Origin of the sequence: Methylobacterium cerastii, assembly GCF_022179125.1 — a bacterium.
In the GTDB taxonomy this organism is placed as follows: domain Bacteria; phylum Pseudomonadota; class Alphaproteobacteria; order Rhizobiales; family Beijerinckiaceae; genus Methylobacterium; species Methylobacterium cerastii.
Map to the genome: position 1 here is coordinate 108392 of NZ_BPQG01000030.1, position 24319 is coordinate 132710.

The window sequence follows — 24319 nt, forward strand, 5'->3', positions numbered from 1 at the left end:
GCGGTCAGCGAATGGCGCTCCATCCACGCTCATAGAGAGCGGGCAGCCGTCGTCCGGTCTCGGTCGAAGCCGACATTCCGCCCGAAAAAAGCAAGATTCCCGAAACGCTCATTCGTGAGCACGCTTTAACCTGAACGCCGGTTCAGATTTGGCCGTTAACTTCTCAAGACGATCTGCCTCGTACAGTCCAATACATACGAGGACAGGCGGCGACCGAACAAAGGTCGCAGGAGAATTCGGTCATGATCAACGTTTCTCTTCAAGACTTCTGCAACCATGCCGTCGCCGAGGGCCGCATCACACCGGCCGACGTGAAGGCCCTGCTGCGCGACGTGCTGCCGGACGGGATCGCCCATCGCGACGAGGCCGACATACTGATCGCCCTGGAGCGGGCGGTGCCCGACGCGGACACGGCCTTCGCCGACGCGCTGGTCGCCCTGGTCGTCGATTTCGCGGTCTGGGGCGAGCGTCCCTCGGGCTACGTAGACCGCGCCGTCGCCGCCTGGCTCTCCGCGTCGCTCGCCGGCCATACCGGCCCGACGCCGGCCGGCGCGCGCATCGCCGTCGAGATCGTCCGCGAGGCGGAGGGCAGCGCCGAGGCGCTGATGGCGTTCGCGCTGGACGCCAACCGCTGGACCCGCGAGCCGGCCAAGGCCGACCGGCCGCGCTTCGCCCGCGCGGCGTGAACTTGCTGCGGGCGCTTACAGCCTGACCTTGCAGCTTGAACCGGAGCCAAAAACTTTTCACCGCCGGGGCCGCGCCCTCGGCCTCCGGCACAGCTTCCGTCGCCTCGTGATCTGCTTTAACGGGAACGTTCTGTCCGGCTCACGCCAAGCCGGCTCCTGAAGACGACCTGATTCGAGCGCGCCAAAAGATGTTCGACAAGATCCTGATCGCAAACCGGGGCGAGATCGCCTGCCGCGTCATCAAGACGGCGCGACGCATGGGCATCAAGACCGTGGCGGTCTACTCGGACGCCGACCGTGACGCGGTGCACGTTGCGATGGCCGACGAGGCCGTCCACATCGGCCCGGCGGCGGCGTCGCAGTCGTACCTCGTCATCGAGAAGATCATCGACGCCTGCAAGCAGACGGGCGCGCAGGCGGTGCATCCGGGCTACGGCTTCCTGTCTGAGCGCGAGGCCTTCGCCAACGCGCTCGCCGAAGCCAACATCGTCTTCATCGGGCCGAACCCCGGCGCCATCGCTGCGATGGGCGACAAGATCGAATCGAAGAAGGCGGCGGCGGCCGCCGACGTCTCGACGGTGCCGGGCTTCCTCGGCGTGATCGAGAGCCCCGAGCACGCGGTCGAGATCGCCGACGGCATCGGCTACCCGGTGATGATCAAGGCCTCGGCCGGCGGCGGCGGCAAGGGCATGCGCATCGCCTACGCCTCGGGCGAAGTCGCGGAGGGCTTCGCCCGCGCCAAGTCCGAGGCCGCGTCGTCCTTCGGCGACGACCGCGTGTTCATCGAGAAGTTCATCACCGACCCGCGCCACATCGAGATCCAGGTGATCGGCGACAAGCACGGCAACGTGGTCTACCTCGGCGAGCGCGAATGCTCGATCCAGCGCCGCAACCAGAAGGTCATCGAGGAGGCGCCGTCGCCGCTCCTCGACGAGGCCACCCGCCGGAAGATGGGCGAGCAGGCCGTCGCCCTGGCGAAGGCCGTAGACTACGATTCCGCCGGTACCGTCGAGTTCGTCGCCGGCCAGGACAAGTCGTTCTACTTCCTCGAAATGAACACCCGCCTCCAGGTGGAGCATCCGGTCACCGAGATGATCACCGGCGTCGACCTGGTCGAGCTGATGATCCGGGTCGCCTACGGCGAGACGCTGCCGCTCACGCAGGACCAGGTGAAGCTCGACGGCTGGGCGGTGGAGAGCCGCGTCTACGCCGAGGACCCGACCCGCAACTTCCTGCCCTCGATCGGCCGGCTCACCACCTACCGGCCGCCGGAGGAGGGCGAGTTCGGCAACGGCAAGGTCCGCAACGACACCGGCGTGGAGGAGGGCGGCGAGATCGCGATCCACTACGATCCGATGATCGCCAAACTCGTGACCTGGGCGCCGACCCGTGCGGCAGCGATCGAGCTGCAGGCCGAGGCGCTCGACGCCTTTGCCATCGACGGCATCCGCCACAACATCCCGTTCCTCGCCGCCCTGATGGCGCATCCGCGCTGGCGCGAGGGCGCGCTGTCGACCGGCTTCATCGCCGAGGAATTCCCGGAGGGGTTCTCCGCGCCCGAGCCGAAGGGTGCGGTGGCCCAGCGGATGATGGCGGCGGCGGCCGCGATCGACCACAAGCTCAATGCGCGCAAGCGCGGCATCTCCGGCCAGATGCGCGACCCGGGCCTGCTGCATTTCGAGCGCGACCGCGTTGTGATGCTGGCGGGCGAAGCCTTCCCCGTCACCGTCGATCCGCACGAGGACGCGCTGGCGCAGAACTGCCTCGTCGTCACCGAGGCCGACGGCACCGCCCACGTGGTCGAGAGCGAGTGGCGCCCCGGCGAGCCGGTCTGGACCGGCACGATCGGCGCGCAGCGCGTCGCGATCCAGGTGCGTGGGCTGCTCAACGGCGTCGCGCTCCAGCACGCGGGCGCCGCGGCCGACGCCCGCGTCTACACCCGCCGCGAGGCGGAGCTCGCCGCGCTGATGCCGGTCAAGGAGGATGCCGGCTCGGGCAAGCAGGTGCTCTGCCCGATGCCCGGCCTCGTGAAGCAGATCCTGGTGAAGGAAGGCCAGGAAGTGAAGAACGGCGAGGCCATCGCCATCGTCGAGGCGATGAAGATGGAGAACGTGCTCCGCGCCGAGCGCGACGCCACCGTGGAGAAGATTCACGCCAAGGAGGGCGAGAGCCTCGCGGTCGACGCGGTGATCCTGGAATTCGCCTGATCGCCCCAGCATCCTGAGGCCGGCGCGGAATGAGCCTGATCCACAACGAGCAGACCAAACTGCTCGCCACCGGGCTCAACACCATCGCCGCGGCGTTCATCATCATCGGCGTCGTCACGCCGGTGACGGCTGTCAGCTTCGGTATCGCGAATGCTCCGAAACCGACCGGCGTCACCGTGTTCTTCGCGGCCGTCTGGCTTTGCACCGGTTTCGGCATACATTGGATCGCAAGACGCGTTCTACGGAGCCTCAAACCATGAACTCCGGCGAGATTTTCGTGATTTTCGTGATTCCGGCCACCATGCTGATGGTGGCCTACCTCGCGATGCGTGCCAACGAATGGGCTATCCGCCGCGACGACCAGAAATCCGGCAAGTAGCCAGTCGTCCATTTTCCGGTCGGGGGCCGGAATAGGAATGCCCCTCTACTTCGCCTACGGCGCGAACATGGACGCCGCCGCCATGGCCGCCCGCTGCCCGGCCTCGCGGCTGATCGGGCAGGGCCGGCTGCACCGCCACCGCTTCATCGTCATGCGCGAGGGCTACGCCTCGGTGGTGCGCGACGGGCGCCACACGGTCTGGGGCGTGCTGTGGGAGCTGGCGCTCGCCGACGTGCCGGCGCTCGACCGCTACGAGGGCGTCGCCGGCGGCCTCTACGTCAAGGCGGCGCAGCCTGTCGCGACCCCGGGCGGGGTCAAGCGCGTCTTGATCTATCTCGGCCGTTCCACCGCCTACGGCGTGCCGAAGCCGGGCTACCTCGAAGCGGTGCTTGCGGCGGGCGAGGCGGCGCAGCTGCCGCCAGCCTACCTGCGCGAGCTGCGCGGCTGGCGCCGCGGGCGTCCGACCGGGTTGTCCGGCCATGGATGAGAGCAGAAGCGTCGCCGTCGTGATCGTCGGCCGGGTGCAAGGCGTCGGCTATCGCGCCTGGACCCAGCGCGAGGCCGAGGCGCGCGGCCTGTCGGGGCACGTGCGCAACCGCGCGGACGGCGCGGTCGAGGCCACCTTCACCGGGGCGGCGGCCGCAGTCGACGCGATGGTGCAGGCCTGCCGGGCGGGGCCGCCGGGTGCGCATGTCGAGCGGGTCGAAACGCAGGCGGCGGAGCCGGAGCCCGATGTCGCCGGGTTCGCCATCCGACGCTGAGACGTCCGCGGATGGACCGAGCGCGCATGGACGGCCCGCTCTCGCGCGCCTCGACAGCGCGGGCCGGTCCAGGGTAGCCATCGCTTGGCCCTGCGGCAGGCGCGCCTGCCTGGCCGTCGGCGAAGCTCGAGCCGACGCTCCCCGGGACGATGACCGACCTGCCTTCCGCCTCGCTGCTCTCGGCCTACCTGCCTGCCGCCTTCTCGCCGATCGACCTCGGCGCGCTGATCTACTTCGTGCTGGCCTGGGTCGGGTACGGCCTCTCCGTCGGGCGCCTGCGCGGCCGGATGGTGTCGCTGAGCCAGATCATGAACGCGCAGCGCGAGGAGTGGGCGCGCCAGCTCATCGTCCGGGACAACCGCGTGGTCGACACCACGATCAACGCCTCGCTGCAGAACGGCACCGCCTTCTTCGCCTCGACCTCGCTGATCGCGCTCGGCGGCGTCCTGACCCTGTCGCGCTCCGGCGACGACGTGCTCAACCTGTTCGGCACGCTGCCCTTCGGCACGATCGCCACGCGCACGACCTGGGAGATCAAGGTCGCGGGCCTCGCCGTCGTGTTCGTGTATGCTTTCTTCAAGTTCGCCTGGGCCTACCGGCTGTTCAACTACAGCGCGATCCTGCTCGGCACGGTGCCGCCCAAGGGCTCGGGCGCGGGCGAGGCGGAGATGCTGCGCGCCGCGCGCCGGGTGGCGGCGATGAACACCGCGGCCGGCAGCCACTTCGCCCGCGGGCAGCGTGCGTTCTTCTTTGCGCTGGCCTATCTCGGCTGGTTCGTCAGCCCCTACTTCCTCGTCGCCTCCACGACGGGGGTCGTGCTCGTGATGTGGCGGCGCCAGTTCGTCTCCGAGATCCGCACGATCCTGCTCGCCGACGACGACCCGAAACGCCAAGGATCCCCGCCGTGAGCGACGACCGCACCGGAACCCGCAGCGAAGCCGCGATCGAGGAGACGATGCTGCGCCTCGTCGCCGAGCGCGGTCCCGGCAAGACGATCTGCCCGTCCGAGGTCGCCCGCGCGCTGGCCGGTCCGAACCCGGACCAGTGGAGCCCGCTGATGCAGCCGGTGCGGCGCATCGCCGTGCGCCTGACCAAGGCCGGCCGCCTCGCGATCCTGCGCAAGGGCAAGCCCGCCGACCCGGACGACTTCCGCGGCATCTACCGGCTGTCGCTGCCCGAAGCCTGATCCGGCCCAGGCAGCAGCGCGTCGGTGTAGCCGGCCAGCCGGTAGACCGCGAGGCCGATCCATTCCTTCACCGCGAGGTCGAGCACCAGCAGCCCCTCCGAGGCGAAGCTGCCGAAGCGCAACGCGTCGCGCGGGCCGCGGGTACGGTAGTCCACGGGGAAGGCGACGACGTCGAAGCCCGCCGCGCGGAAGCACCCGATCGCCCGCGGCATGTGGAAGGCGGAGGTGACCAGCAGCCAGCGCTCGCCCGGCTTCGGCTGGGCCATGGCGGCGGAGAACAGCGCGTTCTCGCGGGTGTTGCGCGACCGGTTCTCCAGGATCAGCCGGGTGCGCGGCAGGCCGAGGGTGTCGGCGTCTCGGCTGACGATGTCGGCCTCGGCGATCGCCCCGTCGACGAGGCTGCCGCTGCCGCCGGAGAACATCAGCCGCGCCTGCGGATAGCGCCGCGCGAGGTCGGCCATGTAGACCGGCCGCTCGCCGGCATCGTTGACGACGACCTGGTTGCGCCCCGAAGACAGGCCGGCCTCGATCCCGCCGCCGAGCACGATGATCCCATCGGGCGGCCGGTCGTCGGCGAAGGCCGGGAAGCGCTGTTCCAGCGGCAGCACCGCCCAGGCCGAGAGCGGCGAGAGTCCGCCCGCGAGCAGGCCGAAGAGGCCGAACGCGCTCAAGGTGCCGCCGAGGCGCCGCCGCGCGGTCGCAAGCGTCAGCGCGACGCCGGCGAGCCCGACGAGGCAAAACAGGTTCGAGGGGGTGATCAGGAAGAAGATCACCTTCGAGAGCGGAAAGAACATCGGCGCGGGTCCGGCGGGCGTCGGCCCTCAGGCCTTCGTCTCGGCCTCGTAGCGGGCCAGGGTCGCGGCGTCCGGCGGCAGCAGGGTGGCGAGGCTCGCGCCCTTCTCCGCCTCGCGGGTGAGCCAGAGGTCGAGGCGCTGCTGCTCGACGGCCTCCAGGGCCACCGCCTCGGCGATGTCGGCCGGGATCACCACCACGCCGTCCGGCCCGCCGACGACGACGTCGCCGGGATGCACCGCGGCGCCGGCGCAGGAGACCGGCTCGCCCGAGCCCGCGAGCTGCAGCGCGCCCTCGGCCGGCGCCGTCGCCGCGTCCCAGACCGCAAGCCCGCTTTCGGCCGCAAGCGCGCCGTCGGTGACGAGGCCGGCGGCGCCGCGGGCGGCGAGCCGCGCGGCCAGGATCGCGCCGAAGGGGAGGGCGAGCCCGGAACGGCCGGTGTCGACCACCACGACGGCGCCCTCGGGCACCGCTTCGACGGCTTGCGCGAGCGAGTGCGAGACCGCGCCCCGCGACGGGATCATCCGCAGCGTCACGGCCGGCCCGACGGCGCGGCCGGAGCCGGCGAGGCCGGAGAGCGAGCAGGCCGGCACGCCGCGGCGCGCCAGGGCGCGGGCGAGGCTCGCCACGGTGACCGCGGAGAGGGCGTCGCGCAGGGTCGGATGGAGGGCCATCGAGGTGCAATCTCCGGGCGGGCCGCATGGCGCCCGCGTGGCTCAAACTGGGTCGCGCGGGTGCGCGGGCAAGGCGGGTCGGCGAGGAGGTTCGAACGTCAGCTGATCGGCGCAGCGAAGATCCGGGCGGCGGCGGGGCGCTGCGCGAGCGCATCGTACCAGCGCCGGATCTCCGGCCGCTCGACGCGCTCGGCCGGCAGGGCGAGCCAGCGGTGGGCGGCGCAGCCCAGCGCGATGTCGGCGATCGAGAAGCGCGCGCCGACGACGAAGGCGCGGCCGGCCAGATGCCGGTCGAGGATCGCGGCGAGCGCCTCCGACCATTCTAGCGAATCGGCGATCAGCGCGTGGTCGCGGGTCTCCGGCGTCGCACGGTAGAGCTGCCAGAAGGCGTCGCGCATCGCCGGGGTGAAGCTCGTCGCCTGCCAGTCGAGCCATTGCTGGACCTGCGCCCGCTCGCGCCGGTCGTCGGGCAGGCGCAACGCGCCCTCCGCCCCGTCGGCGAGGTAGCGCAGGATCGCGTTCGACTCCCAGAGCGCGAAACCGTCCTCCTGCAGCACCGGCACCAGGCCGTTCGGGTTCATCGCCCGGTAGGCGGGGTCCGCGACCACGCCGTGCGCACCGCCGGCCTCGACCCGCTCGTAAGCCAGGCCGGATTCGTCGAGGCCCCACAGGGCCTTCTGCACGTTGACGGAGTTCGCCCGCCCCCAGAGCCTGCGCATCGGCTTAGTCCCGCTCGCTCATCTTCGGGGGGTAGGCGTGCACGCCGCCGTTCGGATCGGTGACCCGGGTGCCGCCGCGATCCGCCGCGACGTAGCCCGGGCCGACCGGCACCTTGCCGTGGCCTCCGGGGATGTCGAGGACGTAGGTCGGCTGGGCCAGCCCCGAGAGCCGGCCGCGGAGCGTGCGCATCAGCGCCTGCCCGGCGTCGAGGCCGGTGCGCAGGTGGGCGGTGCCGGGCGCGAGGTCGCCATGGTGCAGGTAGTACGGCTTGATCCGGTTCTCGACGAAGGCCCGCATCAGCGCCTCCAGCACCGTGGCGTCGTCGTTGATGCCGGCCAGCAGCACCGTCTGGCTCACCATCGGGATGCCGGCGTCGACCAGCCGCGCGCAGGCGGCCTGCGCCTCGGCGCCGAACTCGCGGGAGTGGTTGGCGTGCAGGGCCACGAACACCGCCCGGCCGAATCCTTTCAGCGCCGCGACGAGGGTGTCCGTCACCAGGGCGGGGCTCACCACCGGCACCCGCGTGTGAACGCGCAGGACCTTGACGTGCGGGATGGCGCCTAGGCGCCGCGCGATGTCGGCGAGGCGCCGCGGCGAGAGCGCGAACGGGTCTCCGCCGGTGAGCACGACCTCCCAGATCGCCGGGTCGGCTGCGATGTAGGCCAGCGCCGCGTCCAGCTCGGCCTCGCTCAGCGTGCCCGCGCCCTCCGGCCCGACCACCTCGCGGCGGAAGCAGAAGCGGCAATAGACCGGGCAGACGTGGAGCGGCTTCAGAAGCACCCGGTCCGGGTAGCGGTGGACGAGGCCGGGCAGCTTCTCGTGGACCGCGTCGCCGATCGGGTCGGCCCGCTCCTCGGGCGCCGTCACGACCTCTTCGGCGCGGGGCACGAACTGGCGGGCGATCGGGTCGTGCGGATCGGACGGGTCGATCAGCTCGGCCATGTCCGGCGTGATCGACACGGCGTAGCGCGCGGCCACCGCCCGCAGGGCCGGCAGCTCGGCCGGGGAGACCAGCCCCGCCGCGGCGAGGTCGTCCGGGCTGCGAAGCGGGCGGTTCATCGCGTCCCGCCCGCCACGGGCGTCCAGATCACGTCCTCGATATGCGGCGCGCCGGCGGCCAGCATCACCAGGCGGTCGAAGCCGAGCGCGCAGCCGGACGCCTCCGGCATGACGGCCACCGCCGCGAGGAAGTCGGCGTCGATCGGGTAGGTCTCGCCGTAGACGCGCTCTTTCTCCGCCATCTCGGCGGAAAAGCGCCGGCCCTGCTCGGCGGCGTCGGTCAGCTCGCCGAAGGCGTTGGCGAGCTCGACGCCGCAGGCATAGAGCTCGAAACGCTCCGACACCCGCGGGTCGTCAGCGCTCGGCCGCGCCAACGCCGCCTCGCTGACCGGGTACTCGCACAGGATGGTCGGGCACCCTTGGCCAAGATGCGGCTCGATCCGCGCCACGAGCACGCGGCTGAACAGGTCGGCCCAGGTGTCGTCGTCCGCGACGCGAAGGCCCGCCCGCGCGACGGCCGCCGCGAGCCCTTCGCGATCGGTCGCGTCGTCAGGGGACACCGTCGCGAGAAGGTCGATCCCCGCATGCCGGTCGAAGGCCTCGGCCAGCGTCAGCCGCTCGGGCTCGGCGAAGGGATCGCAGGTCCGGTCGCGATGGCGCAGCCGCGCCGTCCCGGCGGTCTCGGCCGCGAGCCGCAGGAGGTCGGCGCAGTCGGCCATCAGCACGGCGTAGGGCTCGGCCGCCCGATACCATTCGAGCATCGTGAACTCGGGATGGTGCAGCGGCCCGCGCTCGCGGTTGCGGAAGACGTGGCCGAGGCTGAACAGCCGCGATTCACCGGCCGCCAGCAGCTTCTTGCAGGCGAATTCTGGCGAGGTGTGGAGGTAGAGCGGCGCACGCAAGCCGTCGCCGCCGATCGCCTCGGTGGCGAAGGCGGAGAGGTGCGCCTCGTTGCCGGGCGAGACCTGGAGGCAGGCGGCTTCGACCTCGACGAAGTCGCGCGCCGCGAAGTGGCCGCGGAACGCATGGGCGATGCGGTTGCGCAGCAGCAGCAGCGGGCGCCGGTCGGCGTGCCGGTGCGGCGCCCACCAGGGGGAGGGGGCGTTCGTCACCGGGCAGCCCTGCACAGAGAGGCCCTGCACAGAGAGGCCCTGCACCGAGCGGACCTTGGATCGGCGGATCGGACGTTTCCGGCTTCGAACACGCGCGCTCCCGGCGGACCGATACTGGCGCGGCTGGCAACCGGGCCGCGGATAGGATAGTGCCGGAGCCCGATATCGCTCTCGAGGGATATGCCTCTCCCGCGGGGCACCGCGCTAGGCGCGCGAACCCCGCCTTGTCAACGCAGGACCTGACCCCGTGAAGGTGATCGCTTCTACCCTCCGCAAGGGCAACGTCGTCGAGAAGGACGGCAAGCTCTACGTGATCCTGTTCGCGGAGAACATCCATCCCGGCAAGGGCACCCCGGTGACGCAGCTCGACATGCGCCGCATCACCGACGGCGTGAAGGTGTCCGAGCGCTACCGCACCACCGAGCAGGTCGAGCGCGCCTTCGTCGAGGACAAGGAGCACACCTTCCTCTACAGCGACGGCGAAGGGTTCCACTTCATGAACCCCGAGAGCTACGAGCAGATCCAGGTTCCGCCCGACGTGGTCGGCGACGCCGCCCCCTACCTGCAGGAGGGTATGGCCGTGATGGTCTCGCAATACAACAACGTGGCGCTGACGATCGAGCTGCCGCAGCGCGTGGTCCTCGAAGTGGCCGAGACCGAGCCGGCGATGAAGGGGCAGACCGCCTCCTCCTCCTACAAGCCGGCCACCCTCTCGAACGGCGTCCGCACCACCGTGCCGCCGCACATCGCCACCGGCACCCGCATCGTGGTGATGACCGCCGACGGCGCCTACGTCGAGCGCGCCAAGGACTGACAGACCTCGGCCTTCGAGCGATCTACGGCGCCGGCGCCGTGCCCTCGGAGGCCTCGTAGCAGCGTTGCGAGAGGCCCTGCGCCCGCACCCGCTCGGGCGCGGTGAAGCCGCGGCCCTCCACCGACCACAGGCCTTCCTTACGCAGGGCGTCGCCGGTGCAGCGGGCCGCGATCCGGCACGAAGCCGGCTCGCCGCCGGTGCGGGTGCAGGTCTCGACGTAGTCCGCCCGGAACTTCGCCAAACCGGCACGGGGATGCGGCCCGGTCACCGCGACGAGGCCGGTCAGCGCACCCAGAAGCAGCGGCTGGTGTAGGAGATAGATCGTCAGGCTGTGGCGCCCGGCGAAGGCCGCCGCCCGCGCGCCCCGGCTGCGCGGCCGCCAGAGCCCGGGCCGCGAGCGCGCGAACCGGGGCAGGGCGATCCGCCCGAGGGCCACGCCGAACAGCACGATCCCGAACCAGGGGAACAGCGGCACGTAGTCGTTGGTCTGCGGCGTCAGCCGGCCGAGGCCGAGGAAGAACAGCGCGGGCGCGTCGAGGGCCGGGTGCGCCGCGAGGTGTGGCAGCGCCACGACCAGGGCGCCGGCCAGGGCCGTCACGATCGCCGGCACGAACAGGAACGGCAGCGCCAGCACGCTCGACGCCGCGATGCAGTGCAGGATGCCGAAGAAGATGAAGCTGTCGGGAAAGGCGAAGTATGTCGCGACCGTGATCAGGATCGCGGCCCCGCCGACCCGCAGCAGCCGCAGCAGGGTCGGCCGCAACCGCACGCCGCGCCCGTTCATCAGCACGAGGCCGACCCCGACCAGCACCAGGAACGAGCCGGCGATGACGTGCGCCGCGATCCGCCCGGCGGGCGACAGCGCTGCGTTCTCAGGCGTGAGGCGGAGGTAGCCGAGGTCCCAGGTCAGGTGGTAGGCGGCCATCGCTGCGAGCGCGGCCGCGCGCGCCGCGTCGATCGCGGGGATGCGGCCGGGCGCGGATGTCGGCGCGTCCGGTGAAGAGGCCGGGACGGGGGCAAGCGGGGGATCGGATCGCATGCCGGGCCCTAAGCATCATTCGCCGGGCGCGGCCATGGCCGGCGTCGAAATTCCTGCGCGGGACCAGGCCTCGGCCACTCATCCCAGCCCTGCCGCAACGCAGCAACAATCACGAGAATGTGACCGCGCTCGGTTGTCTTCACCGAGGGCCTTCGCCATCGGCAGGCCGGCGCAAAAGCGTGAGTCCCGACACGGACTTGGGCCGAACGCCGACGCGCCGGACCGCCGCAAAACCTTGGAAAATCGCGCCGATTCCCCGGCCGCTGCAACCGGACGCAGCAGGGCTGCCGGGCAAAGAGGCTTTCGCCGCCTCAAGACTTCGTTAATCCTGAGGCCGAAACGCACGTCGCGATTCGGTGTAGGTTGCTTATCGACATGTCTGACGGGTTCGGATCAGGGCCGGCGAGCGCACGGACGGACGGGGTGGGCATCGGCACCTCGCCGCAGGGCGAGGTCGACGAGCCCCTCGACCTCGTCGAGGTCTCGGGCCGGATCAAGTGGTTCGACGTCGCCAAGGGGTTCGGCTTCATCGTCCCGGACGACGGCATGCCGGACGTGCTGCTCCACGTCACCTGCCTGCGCCGCGACGGGCACCAGAACGCGAGCGAGGGCGCCCGCATCGTGGTCGAGGCGACCGAGCGCGCCCGCGGCTGGCAGGCCTTCCGCGTGCTGTCGCTCGACCAGTCCTCGGCGACCCACCCGTCCGAGCTGCCGATGCCGCGGACCCATGTCAGCGTGACGCCGACGAGCGGGCTCGAGACCGCCGTGGTGAAGTGGTTCAACCGCCTGCGCGGCTTCGGATTCCTGACGCGGGGCGACGGCACGCCTGACATCTTCGTCCACATGGAGACCCTGCGGCGCTACGGTATCGCCGAATTGAAGCCCGGCGAGACGGTGCTCGTGCGATACGGCGACGGCTCCAAGGGCGTGATGGCCGCCGAGGTCCGGCTGCCCGACGGAGCCGTCCCGTCCTCGCATTGATGGTGCTCCGCTTGTCTCGCGTTCGAAACCTCCTCGCCGGCGGCCTCGCCCTCGGGCTTCTCGGCATGCCCGCGCTCCTACCGGCCATGGCTCCGGCCTCAGCTCAAGGCGCGCAGCAGGCCAAGGCTCAGACCGAGCCGCTCAGCATCCGTTCGAAGGACGGCACCCACCGCTTCGACGTCGAGGTGATGCGCGACGACGCCGGGCGCACCCGCGGCTTGATGTTCCGCCGCACCATGGCGCCGAACCACGGCATGCTGTTCGATTTCGAGCGGTCCGAGCCGGTCGCGATGTGGATGAAGAACACCTACCTGCCGCTCGATATGGTGTTCATCCGCGCCGACGGCACCATCGCCCGGGTCGCGGCCGACACCGAACCGCTCTCCACCGCCATCGTCGCCTCGCCCGAGCCGGTGCTGTCGGTGCTGGAGCTCAACGCCGGGACCGCCGCCCGTCTCGGGATCAAGGCCGGCGACCGCGTCGAGCACCCTCTGTTCCACGGCCGCTGAGCCAGAGCGCCGACGCGCTCCGAAAATATGAACGCATCGAGAACATCGCGCTTGACGCCCGTTCCGTTGCGGATCAGTGTTCTTCGTATGTTCCACGCGGAACGGGCGCGCGATCGTCGCGCCTCTCCCGCGAAGGTGGCGAGGATCCCGATGATCGACGCAGCTATCGCCCCGTGCGCCAAGGCCGTCCTGTTCCGTAACGCCGACTGGACGCTGTCGGGCGAAGGCCTCGAGCACCGCACGACCGGCTACTTCATCGGCCGCGACGTGCTCGGCGCCCGGCGCGCCGAGGGCCTTTGGGACTGGCCGCTGCAGATGGCCGAGAAGAGCTGGTGCCGGCCGAGCCTGTTCCGCGAGGCGTTCCTGACCGCGCTCGACCGGTTCGGCATCGCCCGCGACGCCGGCCTCGGCCAGGCCTTCGCCCTCGGCTTCGGCTTCCGCGCCGGGCAGGCTCAAGAGACGGACGGGTTCGTCGCACTCGCCGACCTGCTGCGACCGCAGCCCGCGCCGCGGCCGGTGCCGGTGCCGGCGCGGCGTTCGGCGCGGATGTCCGCCGGCGCCTGAGCGTCCCGTCCTGACGGCGCCCCACGGTTGACCCGAGGCCGGCGACATGATGCGCTCGTTTGAGGGTTCGAGGAGCACGGCATGACGGACGGCGACGTAGACGGCAACGCGGGTCTCGACGGGTTGATCGTCCCGCCCCTGTCGCGCCGGGGCTTCGTGATGACGAGCCTGATCAGCGGTTTCACGCTCGCGGTGACGCCGGTGGAGGCGCAGGTCGTCCACACCGACGCCGCCGGGATCGAGGCGGGCGAGGTGCAGATACCGGCGGCCGACGGGCCGATGCCCGGTTACCGCGCCGTGCCCGAGGGGCCGGGGCCGTTCCCCCTGGTTCTTGTGGTCGAGGAGATCTTCGGCGTCCACGAATACATCAAGGACATCTGCCGGCGCCTGGCCAAGGCCGGCTACTGCGCCGTGGCGCCGGAACTCTATGCCCGCCAGGGCGACCTGTCGCAGATGACCGATCCCAAGCTCATCATCCGCGACGTGATCTCGAAGACGCCGGACGCTCAGTGGATCGGCGACCTCGACGCCACGGTCGCCTGGGCGACCTCCGCCGCCAAGGGCGACGGGGCCCGCCTCGGGGTGATGGGCTGGTGCCGCGGCGGCCGCGCCGCCTGGCTCTACGACGCCCACCGCCGCGATCTGAAGGCGGCCGTGGCCTGGTACGGCCCGCTCGGCGGCGACCCCACCGACATCCAGCCGCGCAGCGCCGGCTCGGTCGCCGCCGCGTTGAACGCGCCGCTGCTCGGCCTCTACGGGGGCGGCGACACCGGCATCCCGGTCGCCTCGGCCGAAGCCGCGCGCGACGCAGCGAACACCGCCGGCAAGCGCGTGGAACTCGTCGTCTACCCGGACGCCCCGCACGGCTTCCACGCCGACTACCGGCCGAGCTACCGCAAGGACGCCGCGGAGGACGGCTGGCGTCGCGCCCTCGCGTTCTTGAAGGCGAACGGCGTCGGCTGAAGCCGCCGGGTCGGGGCGCCGCGACCAGCGCTCACGGAGGTCTCCGGCCCGTCCTTCACGGCTGTGTGCCCTATCCGACACGGTGGGCCGGACCGGTTTATGCCAGGATGCGCCGTGGCGGCCCGTGCACGCACGGATCGGCCTGCCGTGCGCATCGACGATGGCGATGACCGACCGATCCGAGGGGCCGACCATCCGGCCCGCCTAGAGTGTCCGGCCATGACCGACGTGACTTCGCCTGGACGGAAGCCCGTGATCCTCGTCGTGGAGGATCAGCCGGACGAGCGCTTCCTCGCCGCCACCCTCCTGGAGGAGTCCGGCTTCACCGTGATCGAGGCGGAGACCGCCGAGGGGGCGCTCGCCATCCTGAACGATCGCGGCGACGAGGTCAGCGTCGTGTTCTCGGACGTGCGCACGCCCGGGCCGATCGGCGGTTTTGAGTTGGCTCGGATCATCGGCGTCACTTGGCCGCGGGTGCGGGTGCTCCTCACTTCGGGCGACGCCGGCGACCAGCCGAGCGACCTGCGGGTCTCGGCGACCTTCATCCCGAAACCGTGGCGGGCCGAGGACATCCTGGCCTGGGTCGAGCAGGCGGCGGGGCGGCCCGCCGGGTCGGGCTCGGGCCCCTCGGTGATCGGCCCCGGCGGGACGCTGATCCCACATTCGCCCGAACCCTGAGCCCCGCAATGGGCAGCCCCGCCCGGTGGACGGGCCGCCGTGTGAACGTCGGCGCCTCGTCGCCTGCGCCGAATCTGCTATGCAGTCCCGCGAGCGGACCGCCGCAATCCTCGAAGCGATCGAGCCGTCCATGTTCCTGAAAGCCCGTCGCGGTCCGTTGGCCGCGGGCCTATTCGCCCTCCTCGTCGCGGCCTCGCCCGCCGCCGCGGCCGCGCCGCCGGCGCAGCCGAACGACGGCCCGGGCGGCGTCGGCGACCGCAAGCTCACGATCGTCAAGCGCGCCGTCGGCCGGACCGGCGCCTCGACCTTCGTCTTCCATGCGGTGGGCGCGGCCCCAGCCGAGGGCCGGCCGGTCGTTGTGTTCCTACATGGCTGGGGCGCCACCAACCCGCAGAGCTACGGCGCCTGGATCGACCACCTCGCCCGTAACGGCTGGGTCGTCCTGTTCCCGCGCTTCCAGGAGGTGAACCGAACCCGCCCGGCCGACGCGGTCGCGAACGCCGAGGGCGCCCTCAAGGTCGCGCTCGACGCGCTCTCCGCGGACGCGGACGCCAAGCCCGACCTAACGAAGGTCGCGCTCATCGGCCATCTCGCCGGAGTCCCGCTCGCCATGGACATCGCGGCGGATGCGAGGGACCAGGGCCTGCCCGCGCCGAAGCTGGTGTTCGGCGTGATGCCGGGCGGCATCGCCAGCGGGCCGAAATCGCGCGGCGTCGTGCTCGGCGACCTCACCAGGATCGCGCCCCAGACGCTGCTCGTCACCATGATCGGCGACCGCGACGCCCGCGCGGCCGACCTCGCGGCCCGCCGGCTCCTGCGCGAGGCGAGCGCGGTGCCGATCGAGCGCAAGCTGTTCATGCGCGCGCTCTCCGACGACCACGGCTTCCCCGCGCTCACCGCGACGCTCGCGGCGCCCGCCGGGCTCGACGCCGCCTTCGACGGCACCGCGATCAAGCTGCCGGCCGACCCGAAGGACACCAAGCCGCCGCCGTTCAAGTGGTCGGCGGACATGTCGCTCTCTGGCGAGCAGCAGACGCTCGTGGCGCAGATCAACAACGCGCGGGCCGACACCCTCGACTATCTCGCGTTCTGGAAGACCTTCGACCTCGCCGCCACCGCCGCCTTCGCAGGCCAGGACTTCACCGGCCTGAAGACCAATCCGCGCTTCGGCGACATGGAGCGATGGGCCGACGGCTGGCCGGTGAAGCGCCTGTTCGTCGAGACCCCGCGCGTGAGCCCGCCCCCTGCGGCCACGAACGCGAGCTCCGTGAAACCCGCCGCGCGGCGCTGATCGCGCCGCCTGCCTCCGCGAGACCTTCGATGAAGCTGTTCCACTCGCCGACCTCGCCCTTCGTCCGCAAGGTGATGGTGACGGCCCACGAGCTCGGATTGGCCGAGCGCATCGAGCGGCTTCCGAGCGCCGTCCACCCGGTGACGCGGGACGGGCAGGTGCTCGCCGCGCATCCGCTGGCGCAGGTCCCGACCCTGATCCTCGACGGCGGCGAAGCGATCGCCGACAGCCGGGTGATCTGCGAGTACCTCGACGCGCTGGCCGGCGGGCAGCTGTTTCCGGCACCGGGCGCGGCCCGCTGGGCGGCGCTGAACCTGCAGTCGACCGCCGACGCGGTGCTCGATGCCGCCCTGCTGATCCGCTACGAGCTGACGGCGCGCGCCGAGTCCGAGCGCTCGCAGGCCTGGATGGACGGGCAGGGCGCCAAGATCGCCAGCGCGCTCGACTGGTTCGAGACGCAGGTCGGCGCGCTCGGCGGCGTCGACGTCGGCACCATCGCGCTCGCCTGCGCCCTCGGCTACCTCGACCTGCGCTTCGCCGACCTCGGCTGGCGCGAAGGCCGGCCGAACCTCGCCGCCTGGCTCGCGGATTTCAGCGAGCGGGCCTCGATGCGCGCGACGGCCTGATCCGGCGCGCGAGCGAAGGCCGGACCCGTCGCCGCGAAGGGATCACTCAGGTTCGGCAGTACACGCCCGCACGCCCCTCCGGCGCGGTTCTTGCGGCGTACGGCATCCTCCGAGAGTGGGATGCCGAGCCATGCCCGATTTCGTCGCCGCGCTGCTTGCCGCCGCCGCCTTCTGCCTCGCGCTTATGGCACTGAACGCGCTGACGCGCCTGGTGCTCCAGTGGCACATTGCGCCGTCGGAGCTTGCGGAGAACGGTCTCCTGCAGGTCGGCGGCGCCCTGGTGCTCGCCCGCGTCGCCTACCGGCGTGCGCCGACCCGCCGCCACCCGTAGCCCCTCAGGCGCCGCGGGCCGACAGGCTCAGGGCCTCGCGCAGGTCGCCGACATCCGTGAGGTAGCGCCGCTTGCGGCGCATCGCCTTGAGGAAGCCGGCATCGGGAAACGGGCAGTAGGGCAGGACCGGCACGGTGCGGCCCTCCGGCACAGCGCCGTCGCGAGCGACCACGTCCAGCACCCCGTCGAGCAGGAGCCGGCCGTGCTCGTGCAGGAGCACCGCGGCACGGGTCGCGGTCACGTCCGCAGGCAGCGCCACCTGCGCCTGTTCCAGGATCGCCCCGGCATCGATCACCACGGCCAGCCGGTGGATCGACACGCCGAAGGCATCCGGCCCCTCGGCCAGCGCGTGGATCGTCGGCACCGGCCCGCGATGGTGCGGCAGCAGGCCGGGATGGACGTTGAGGCCGCCGAGCCGCGCGGCCGCGATCGTCGCGCCCGAGAGGATCTGGTCGAAGTGGAAGGTGACGATCAGGTCCGGCGCGTGAAGCCGCAACAGGTCGGCGACCTCGGGTCCGTTGACGTCGTCCACCGTCAGCGTCGGGATATCGCGCTGCCGGCACAGGGTCGCCAGCGGCGTCGCCTCGGGCGTACCGGTGGTCCCGGCGATCCGCTGCGTCAGCGGGGCGACGAGCCGGAGCAGGTCCGGCAGGCCGAAGTTCACCGCCAGGTACGGCAGGAAGGCCGGCCCGGAGCGGGCGAGGTGGCGCCGGACCTGGCCGACGAGGCCTCCCGTCGAGGGCCGCTCGGCGTTCGACAGGCCGACGAAGGCGATCTCGCCGGCATGGTCGGCGACGAACCGGCGCACGGCGCGCGCGTTCGGCAGCGCTTCGAGGGCGAAGAGCGCGATCCTGGGCTTGCGCATCAGCGGCGCGGACGCAGCTGGAAGCGGAAGGCCCGCATGGCGGCGGTGCGCAGGAATTCCGGCGCGACGAGGCCGGCGCGGGCGAGGTGGAACAGCACGCTCGGGAAGGTGACGATCTCCTGGTTGCGCGCCAGCCCGCGGGCGATGCGCTCGGCGGCCTGGTCGGGGCTCATCTCCAGCGGACGCCAGCCCTTGAGCTGCCCGCCCATCGGCGTCTTCACGTAGCCCGGCATCACCACGTTCACCCGCACGCCCGTCGGCGCCAGCTTGGCGCGCAAGGCCTGGCCGTGAGCCACCAGCGCCGCCTTGGTGCCGCTGTAGGAGGGGGCGTCGGCCAGCGGCGCGTAGGCAGCGAGCGAGGAGATCAGCCCGATCTGGCCCTGTCCCCGCGCCGCCATGGCGGTCACGCAAGGCAGGACGACGTTGAGGCAGCCGACGAGGTTGATGTCGAGGGTCTCGAAGGCGACGTCCTCGCTCTCGACCGCGCCGGTCGGGTGCCCGCCGTTGACGCCCGCGTTGGCGATCACGAGGTCGATCGGGCAGTCCGCGTCGAGCGCTCGGATCCAGGCGCGGACCGCCTCGCGGTCGCGCAGGTCCAGGGGCACGGTCGTCGACTCCGCCCCGCGCGCGCGGCATTCGGCGGCCACCGCGTCGAGGCGGCCGGGATCGCGGGCGTTGAGGGTGAGGCGGTTTCCGGGCCGGGCGTAGCGACGGGCCAAAGCCGCGCCGATGCCGCTCGATGCGCCGGTGATCAGGATGTGGGGCATGGTCCGGGTGCTACCGCACGCCGGTCGGCCGGATCAATACACCTCGGCGAGGCGGCCGGTCCCGGCCTCGCCCTCGCGGATCGTTCGGGCGACGGCGACGAGGGCGTCTGGGAGCGCCGCCTCCATCCGCGGCACGGTGGCGGCGACGGCCCGCGCGATGGCGGATTTGGAGAAGTAGCCGCCGTTCACCTGCGTCCGGTGCAGCACGACGCGGCGGAAATCGGCCATCAGGCCGAGGTCCGGCGCGGTCGGCGCGGTCCAGAAGCCGTCGATGTCGCCCTGATGGGTGAGGCCGGGCATGTTGTAGATCGCGGTGCCGAGCGCCATGGTCGGCCGGCCCATCTCGAGCGAGAGCATCCCGACGGTGCTGTTGACGATCACCACGCCGCGGGCGCCGGCGATCAGGCTGGGCAGGTCGCCGCCGTCGATGAAGTCGAGGCGCTCGCTCACGCCGTGGCGGCGCGCCGAGGCGCGGGCGAACTTGCGCCAGTTGATCAGGCCGGCATCGAGGGGGTGGAGCTTGACCAGGAGGCGGCTCGGCGCCTCCGAGGCCTCTGCGAAGGACTTGATCACCCGGTCCATGAAGCCTTCGACCCCGAGGAAGGGGGAGTGCACGCGGATCTGGTAGTCGCTGTCGAGCTGGAGCGGCAGCAGGAAGTAGTCGCAGCCGACCGCGTTGTAGATCTCGTTGCAGCGCGCGGCCTCGCGCCGGGTGCGGCCGCGGCGGGAGAACTTCTTGATCCAGCCCGCATATTCCATCGCGATGTGCGTCGGGCGGTGGCTGCGGAAGCGCGGGTAGAGGTAGGGGAAGCAGACGTTGGCGACGTTGTAGCCGACGTCCCAGATGCTGCGGAGCGCCATGTCGCCGGTGGAGGGCATCGCGCGGCCGGGCTGCGGCAGGCGCCGCGCCACCGCCCGCACCGTCTCGGCGGTCTTCGGCAGGGTCGAGTATCCGTTCACGCCGCCGAGCTCGCAGGTGATCCAGTTCGGGCGGATGTAGCCCTCCTCGAACACGTGGACGCGTAGGCCCCGTGCGACCGCGACCGCGCGGGCGACGACGTGATAGGGGCGGCAATCGCCGAACAGGACGATGTCGGTGACGCCGTGGGTGGCGACGTAGGTGTCGAGCCAGGCTTCCCAGCCTGGGCGGGTGCCGCGGTAATGGTCGGCGTCGCCGCGCCAGAACAGCCAGTCGCCGGGGCAGAAGTTGATGCGGCGCACCCGATGCCCGCGGCCGGCGAGCGCCTTCCCGAGATCGGAGAAGAAGGTCGAGGCGAGCCCCTGGAGGAAGAGGAACGTCGCCGGGCTCGCATCGGTGGGATCTGGGCGAGGCTGAAGCATTCCGGAGCGCTCTGTACCTTCAGCAGACGGGACGGGGCCGCCATCACGGGTTGCACGGTCGAGACGGCCCGGCAATCCGAAGCCGCGCCGTCCCGCCGGATTCCGGCGGACCGTGGCCGTCCGGCCACGGCGTCGGGTCCGATCGCGAACCGCCTCCGAGCTAGGTGTCAATCGCGGCGGCGATATGTCCGGGCCGTGTCGCTCCCCAAGCGTATCGCGCACTCCCTTTGCGGAAGCATTCGCCTGCGGGGGCCGAAGTGGGATAAAGCCCGCGGAGCCTGGGCAGGGGCGCGTCGCGGCCGGCGCGATCCGATGCCCATCAGCCGGCCGGCCCGGAGCCCTCGACCGACGTGGTGATGCGCCCGACCCTTCCTGCCTCGCTCTTCGCCGTCGGACCCACGGTCCGGCTGCTGCGCGCCGAGATCGAGGCCGCCACCGGCAGCCGCTTCGGCGCGCCGGGCCTGGCAAGCGCCGCCGTCGTCTGGGGCGACGGCGCGGCCGCGCGGCTGCTGCGGCTGGCCGGGCGTCCGGTGCTCGTGGTCGCCCCGGGGCCGCTGCTCAGCCCCTACGACCAGGCCGCGACCGGGTTTTCGAGCCTGACCCTGACTTTTGCCGGCGCGCCCGTCGGCGGGCGCGAGGCGCCGGGCGTCCACCATTTCAACCCCTGGACCCGCGCGCCCATCGATCGCGAGGCCTGCGCCGAGCGCGTCGCCTGGCTCCGGGCGCGGTTTTCCGAGAACGCGCGGCGCGCCGTCTACGTCGGCATCTCGCGCTGGAAGCGGCCGGCGCTCGACGCCTTCGCCGTCGGCCCGGCGGGCGCGCCGATCCACACCATGACCACCGCCGACGCGGTGGCCGCCGCCAAGCGTCACGACGGGCAGGTGCTCGCCTGGGCGACCCGCGCTCCGGAGGCCCTGGAGAGCGCCTGCGCGGCGGCGGGCCTTCCGCTCGCGCGGGTCGAGGACGGCTTCCTGCGCTCGGTCGGCCTCGGCGCGAGCCTGCAGCCCGGCGCCTCGATCGTGGTGGACGATCGCGGCATCTACTACGATCCGCGCCGCGAGAGCCGGCTTTCGCGGATCCTGGCCGAGGCCGAATTCCCACACGCCCTCGTCGCGCGGGCGAAGGCGTTGCGCGGGACGATCGTCGCGCGGCGGCTGAGCAAGTACAATGTCGGGCTGTCGGTGGCGGCGGGCGACTGGCCGGCGGGGCGGCGCATCGTGCTGGTGCCGGGGCAGGTCGAGGACGACGCCTCGGTCCGCTACGGCTCGCCCAACGTGCGCTCGAACCGCGCCCTGCTCCAGGCGGCGCGGGCGCGCAACCCGGATGCGTTCCTGCTCTACAAGCCGCACCCCGACGTCGAGGCCGGGTTCCGCCCCGGCGCGATCCCCGAGGCCGAGGCGATGGCGCTCGCCGACCGGATCGTCTCGGGCCTGAGCATCGTCGACCTGCTCGACCGGGTGCACCACGTCGAGACCATGACGTCGCTCGCAGGCTTCGAGGCGCTGATCCGGGGCCTGAGCGTCGCCACCCACGGGCGCCCGTTCTATGCCGGCTGGGGCCTGACCGAGGACCTCGCGCCGGGCACCGATCGCGGCCGCACGCTCGCCCTCGACGAGCTCGTCGCCGGCGCGCTGATCCTGTATCCGCGCTACCTCGACCCGGTGGCGATGAAGCCCTGCGGCCCCGAGCAGCTGCTCGACCGCCTCAGCGCCGCCCGCGCCGCCGCGCCCCCGAGCGCCCTGGCGCTCGGCCGGCTGGGCGGCGCCCTGATGCGGACCCGCTACCGCCTGCTGAACCCGATCGTGCGGGCGCTGCGCGCCCGGCGCGGCGTCGCATCGGGCGGTGCGTCGAATCCCGACAAGCCCGGCCACGGTTGACGCGTCCCCCATGTCCTTCCTCTTCGCGACGGTTGCCGCGTTCGCCCTCTGCCTGGCGATCGAGTTCGGCCTCGGCGACGTGCCGGAGCGCGCGAGCCGAAAAGCCGGCGACCTCGCGGTGCGGCTTTGCGCCTACGGGTTGATCCTGCTGTTCTGGTTCGTGTTCTCGTGGCGCCCGTGGCTGGCCGCGTCGAGCTGCGTGCTGACGGTGGCGATCCTCCACCTCGTCAGCCGCCTCAAGCGCGCGGTGATCGGCGAGCCGTTGGTGTTCTCCGATTTCGCGCTGCTGCCGCAGGTGCCGCGCCATCCGCAGCTCTACTACGTGCCACCGGTCACCAGCCCGCGGATCGCCGGGCCACTCCTGCTCGGGCTGGCCGGAATCGTGCTGTGGTACCGGATCGAGCCGAGTCTGCTGCCGGCCTCGGCCGGCGCCGCCGTGGCCGCCGTCGCCGCGCTTCCGCTCGGCCTCGCCGCGCTGATCGCCGCCGCCGGGCGCGGCCCCCTCGGCCGGCGGCTCGCCCGGCGCTTCCCGCGGCCGGACGTCGAGGGCGACCTCGCCCGCTTCGGCCTGCCCGCTAGCCTGATCGCCTACGCGCTGCGGTGGCGGGCCGAGCGCGCCCGCCCGGCCTCCGTCGCGGCGTCGGCGACCGTCCGGGCGCCGGGCGACGCCGTCGTGGTCGTGATCCAGCTCGAATCCTTCCTCGATCCCGAGCGGCTCGGCGGGCCGCACCTGCCGGCGATGGACCTGATCCGGGCGCGCGCGAGCGAGTACGGCCGCCTGCGGGTGCCCGCGCACGGCGCCTACACCATGCGGACCGAGCACGCGGTCCTCACCGGGCGGGCCGCGGGCGAGCTCGGCTTCGGCGTGTTCGATCCCTACCTCGCCTCGGGCGGGAACGAGCCGGACAGCCTCGCCCGCGCCGCCCGGCGAAACGGCTACGCCACCATCTTCGTCCACCCGTTCCACCGCGACTTCTTCCAGCGCGCCCGGGTGATGGAGGCGTTCGGCTTCGAGACCCTGGTGATGGAGGAGGCGTTCGCCGACGCGCCCCGGGTCGGCCCCTATGTCGGCGACGCCGCCTTCGGGGCGCGCGTGCGCGCCGAGGTCGCGGCACGGCGCGGACCGCTGTTCCTGTTCGGCGTCACCATGGAAAACCACGGGCCCTGGAAGCCGGGCCGCCTTCCGGGCATCGACGACCCGCTGGCGCAGTACCTCCACCATGTCGCCGCCGCCGGGCGGATGGTCGAGGACCTCGTGGCGGCGCTGACGGGGCTCGATGCGACGCTCTGCGTCTACGGCGACCACGCGCCCGCGCTCCCGACCTGCCGGCCGGGCTTCGGCGACAGAGCGACGGACTACGCGCTGTTCCGGTTCGGCCCCGCAGCCGCGGGCGCCCCCCGGCGGGTCGATCGCACCGCGGACGACCTCGGCCGCCGCCTGCGGGCGGCAATCGGCCGGGACGCGCCGTCGCCGCACACCTGAGAACAAGCGTGGCCGTGCCACGGTGGTGACGCAATGCCGGGCGATGTCCGGGGCGCGCGCTTCCGGCGATCGTTAAAGCGATGGCAGGCTTTGGCGCGCAACGTCGAGCCACCAGGTCCGCGCACCGTCCGCCCGCGCTCCGGCGAGGGCTCGGTTCGCACAGGCTCGCGACGCAGACGACAGGGTCATACGCGGGTTGTGTCCGGCCTCATCGGGGCGGGATCGGCCCCGGGAGTTCGAAGATGGTTCGTTTCACGGCGCTGTTCGCGCTGACCGCCTGCCTCGTCGGCGGCTGTTCGGTTCTTCCGGCTTCGGGTCCGACGGCGCGGGCCGTCGAGGCGGGGGCCGAGGTCTCGACGCCGGAGGGGCTGCTGGCGCGCTACGAGCTCGTCGACGTGACGCCGGCCGTGATCGAGGCCCTGCGCGGACGCCCCCTCGACAGCCTGCTCGCCTCCTTCGGCGACAAGCGCCCCTCGATCGAGCCGGTGATCGGCGTCGGCGACTACGTCGCCGTCTCGGTCTGGGAAGCCGGCTCCGGCGGCCTGTTCTCAGGACCCCTCGTCGCCGACCGCTTCTCCGCCGGCTCGAAGTCCGCCCTCATCCCCGAGCAGGCGGTCGGCCGCGACGGCGCGATCTCGGTGCCCTACGCCGGGCGCATCCACGTCGCCGGACGC

General features: G+C 72.2%; 29 protein-coding genes. 20 read left to right on the top strand and 9 right to left on the bottom strand.

From position 1 onward, the window contains the following. The first annotated feature begins 242 nt into the window (after positions 1 to 242). The 8 genes from MFF13_RS10815 (at position 243) to MFF13_RS10845 (ending at position 5219) form a co-directional block, all read left to right on the top strand. Entirely contained in the window at positions 243 to 686 is a 444-nt protein-coding gene (locus tag MFF13_RS10815; RefSeq protein ID WP_147828460.1) for a hypothetical protein, read from the top strand. 188 nt (positions 687 to 874) lie between these two features. Further along, positions 875 to 2893, top strand: coding sequence for an acetyl-CoA carboxylase biotin carboxylase subunit (locus tag MFF13_RS10820; protein ID WP_238272163.1), 2019 nt, complete (start codon positions 875 to 877; stop codon positions 2891 to 2893). Positions 2894 to 2922: 29 nt separating this feature from the next. Further along, on the top strand, positions 2923 to 3153 hold the full coding sequence (locus MFF13_RS10825) for a hypothetical protein (RefSeq protein ID WP_147828462.1): 231 nt from the start codon (positions 2923 to 2925) through the stop codon (positions 3151 to 3153). Next, positions 3150 to 3272, top strand: coding sequence for a hypothetical protein (locus MFF13_RS26370; RefSeq protein WP_281407948.1), 123 nt, complete (start codon positions 3150 to 3152; stop codon positions 3270 to 3272). The genes MFF13_RS10825 and MFF13_RS26370 overlap by 4 nt, the downstream gene beginning before the upstream one ends. A gap of 37 nt (positions 3273 to 3309) precedes the next feature. Next, the gene (locus MFF13_RS10830; RefSeq protein ID WP_147828463.1) at positions 3310 to 3759 is read left to right on the top strand and encodes a gamma-glutamylcyclotransferase; all 450 of its coding nucleotides are present in this window, start codon (positions 3310 to 3312) and stop codon (positions 3757 to 3759) included. Then, entirely contained in the window at positions 3752 to 4033 is a 282-nt protein-coding gene (locus MFF13_RS10835) for an acylphosphatase (protein WP_147753775.1), read from the top strand. Before MFF13_RS10830 ends, MFF13_RS10835 begins: the two co-directional genes overlap by 8 nt. A 149-nt stretch (positions 4034 to 4182) precedes the next feature. After that, positions 4183 to 4941: a DUF599 domain-containing protein gene (locus MFF13_RS10840; RefSeq protein WP_147753774.1), complete on the top strand. Its 759-nt coding sequence runs from the start codon at positions 4183 to 4185 to the stop codon at positions 4939 to 4941. A gap of 47 nt (positions 4942 to 4988) precedes the next feature. Continuing rightward, positions 4989 to 5219 carry a DUF3253 domain-containing protein gene (locus MFF13_RS10845; protein ID WP_147753783.1) on the top strand — a complete coding sequence of 77 codons (231 nt, stop codon included), beginning with the start codon at positions 4989 to 4991 and terminating at the stop codon, positions 5217 to 5219. On the opposite strand, the gene MFF13_RS10850 is transcribed toward MFF13_RS10845, so the two are convergent. The 5 genes from MFF13_RS10850 to epmA form a co-directional block, all read right to left on the bottom strand. Continuing rightward, complete coding sequence (locus tag MFF13_RS10850) at positions 5192 to 6013, bottom strand: YdcF family protein (protein WP_147828464.1); 822 nt, start codon at positions 6011 to 6013, stop codon at positions 5192 to 5194. The two genes, MFF13_RS10845 and MFF13_RS10850, sit on opposite strands and share 28 nt — an antisense overlap. A 27-nt stretch (positions 6014 to 6040) precedes the next feature. Further along, positions 6041 to 6685, bottom strand: coding sequence for an RraA family protein (locus MFF13_RS10855; RefSeq protein ID WP_238272164.1), 645 nt, complete (start codon positions 6683 to 6685; stop codon positions 6041 to 6043). Positions 6686 to 6783: 98 nt separating this feature from the next. Further along, positions 6784 to 7404 (bottom strand): glutathione S-transferase family protein, encoded by a 621-nt coding sequence (locus MFF13_RS10860; RefSeq protein WP_238272165.1) that lies wholly within the window; start codon positions 7402 to 7404, stop codon positions 6784 to 6786. Positions 7405 to 7408: 4 nt separating this feature from the next. After that, a complete protein-coding gene (locus MFF13_RS10865) occupies positions 7409 to 8464 on the bottom strand; it encodes a lysine-2,3-aminomutase-like protein (RefSeq protein ID WP_238272166.1) in 1056 nt (351 codons plus the stop codon). After that, positions 8461 to 9516: an EF-P lysine aminoacylase EpmA gene (gene epmA / locus MFF13_RS10870; protein WP_238272176.1), complete on the bottom strand. Its 1056-nt coding sequence runs from the start codon at positions 9514 to 9516 to the stop codon at positions 8461 to 8463. Before epmA ends, MFF13_RS10865 begins: the two co-directional genes overlap by 4 nt. Positions 9517 to 9763: 247 nt before the next feature. On the opposite strand from epmA, the gene efp reads away from it, so the two are divergent. After that, the gene (gene efp, locus MFF13_RS10875; protein WP_147753769.1) at positions 9764 to 10330 is read left to right on the top strand and encodes an elongation factor P; all 567 of its coding nucleotides are present in this window, start codon (positions 9764 to 9766) and stop codon (positions 10328 to 10330) included. 22 nt (positions 10331 to 10352) lie between these two features. Here efp and MFF13_RS10880 read toward each other — a convergent pair whose 3' ends face one another. Further along, complete coding sequence (locus MFF13_RS10880) at positions 10353 to 11369, bottom strand: acetyltransferase domain-containing protein (protein WP_147828466.1); 1017 nt, start codon at positions 11367 to 11369, stop codon at positions 10353 to 10355. 375 nt (positions 11370 to 11744) lie between these two features. Between MFF13_RS10880 and MFF13_RS10885 the strand changes: the two genes are divergently transcribed. The 8 genes from MFF13_RS10885 to MFF13_RS10920 all read left to right on the top strand — a co-directional run bounded on the left by MFF13_RS10885 (position 11745) and on the right by MFF13_RS10920 (position 17312). Continuing rightward, on the top strand, positions 11745 to 12350 hold the full coding sequence (locus MFF13_RS10885) for a cold-shock protein (RefSeq protein ID WP_238272167.1): 606 nt from the start codon (positions 11745 to 11747) through the stop codon (positions 12348 to 12350). Then, positions 12350 to 12859, top strand: a complete 510-nt coding sequence (locus MFF13_RS10890; RefSeq protein ID WP_147828468.1) for a DUF192 domain-containing protein — start codon at positions 12350 to 12352, stop codon at positions 12857 to 12859. The genes MFF13_RS10885 and MFF13_RS10890 overlap by 1 nt, the downstream gene beginning before the upstream one ends. Before the next feature lie 150 nt (positions 12860 to 13009). Then, positions 13010 to 13423, top strand: a complete 414-nt coding sequence (locus tag MFF13_RS10895) for a hypothetical protein (RefSeq protein WP_187273602.1) — start codon at positions 13010 to 13012, stop codon at positions 13421 to 13423. 81 nt (positions 13424 to 13504) lie between these two features. Next, positions 13505 to 14386 (top strand): dienelactone hydrolase family protein, encoded by an 882-nt coding sequence (locus MFF13_RS10900; RefSeq protein WP_238272168.1) that lies wholly within the window; start codon positions 13505 to 13507, stop codon positions 14384 to 14386. Between the two features lie 219 nt (positions 14387 to 14605). After that, positions 14606 to 15064, top strand: a complete 459-nt coding sequence (locus MFF13_RS10905; RefSeq protein WP_238272169.1) for a response regulator — start codon at positions 14606 to 14608, stop codon at positions 15062 to 15064. Between the two features lie 130 nt (positions 15065 to 15194). Then, the gene (locus MFF13_RS10910) at positions 15195 to 16355 is read left to right on the top strand and encodes an esterase/lipase family protein (RefSeq protein ID WP_238272170.1); all 1161 of its coding nucleotides are present in this window, start codon (positions 15195 to 15197) and stop codon (positions 16353 to 16355) included. 29 nt (positions 16356 to 16384) lie between these two features. Further along, positions 16385 to 16981 (top strand): glutathione S-transferase, encoded by a 597-nt coding sequence (locus MFF13_RS10915; RefSeq protein WP_147828471.1) that lies wholly within the window; start codon positions 16385 to 16387, stop codon positions 16979 to 16981. 130 nt (positions 16982 to 17111) lie between these two features. Then, positions 17112 to 17312 carry a hypothetical protein gene (locus tag MFF13_RS10920; RefSeq protein WP_147753737.1) on the top strand — a complete coding sequence of 67 codons (201 nt, stop codon included), beginning with the start codon at positions 17112 to 17114 and terminating at the stop codon, positions 17310 to 17312. Between the two features lie 4 nt (positions 17313 to 17316). Here the strand turns inward: MFF13_RS10920 and MFF13_RS10925 are convergent, their stop codons facing one another. The 3 genes from MFF13_RS10925 to MFF13_RS10935 are packed head-to-tail and all read right to left on the bottom strand — an operon-like array spanning position 17317 to position 20285. Next, positions 17317 to 18177 (bottom strand): formyltransferase family protein, encoded by an 861-nt coding sequence (locus tag MFF13_RS10925; protein WP_238272171.1) that lies wholly within the window; start codon positions 18175 to 18177, stop codon positions 17317 to 17319. Next, positions 18177 to 18944 (bottom strand): SDR family NAD(P)-dependent oxidoreductase, encoded by a 768-nt coding sequence (locus tag MFF13_RS10930; protein WP_147828473.1) that lies wholly within the window; start codon positions 18942 to 18944, stop codon positions 18177 to 18179. Before MFF13_RS10930 ends, MFF13_RS10925 begins: the two co-directional genes overlap by 1 nt. Before the next feature lie 33 nt (positions 18945 to 18977). Next, the gene (locus MFF13_RS10935; RefSeq protein ID WP_147828474.1) at positions 18978 to 20285 is read right to left on the bottom strand and encodes a capsule polysaccharide biogenesis protein; all 1308 of its coding nucleotides are present in this window, start codon (positions 20283 to 20285) and stop codon (positions 18978 to 18980) included. 356 nt (positions 20286 to 20641) lie between these two features. Between MFF13_RS10935 and MFF13_RS10940 the strand changes: the two genes are divergently transcribed. The 3 genes from MFF13_RS10940 to MFF13_RS10950 form a co-directional block, all read left to right on the top strand. Next, on the top strand, positions 20642 to 22162 hold the full coding sequence (locus MFF13_RS10940; RefSeq protein WP_238272172.1) for a capsular polysaccharide export protein, LipB/KpsS family: 1521 nt from the start codon (positions 20642 to 20644) through the stop codon (positions 22160 to 22162). Between the two features lie 10 nt (positions 22163 to 22172). Beyond that, entirely contained in the window at positions 22173 to 23645 is a 1473-nt protein-coding gene (locus MFF13_RS10945) for an LTA synthase family protein (RefSeq protein ID WP_147828476.1), read from the top strand. A 242-nt stretch (positions 23646 to 23887) separates the two neighbouring features. Beyond that, the coding region (locus MFF13_RS10950) for a polysaccharide biosynthesis/export family protein (RefSeq protein ID WP_238272173.1) at positions 23888 to 24319 on the top strand (432 nt) is incomplete at its 3' end.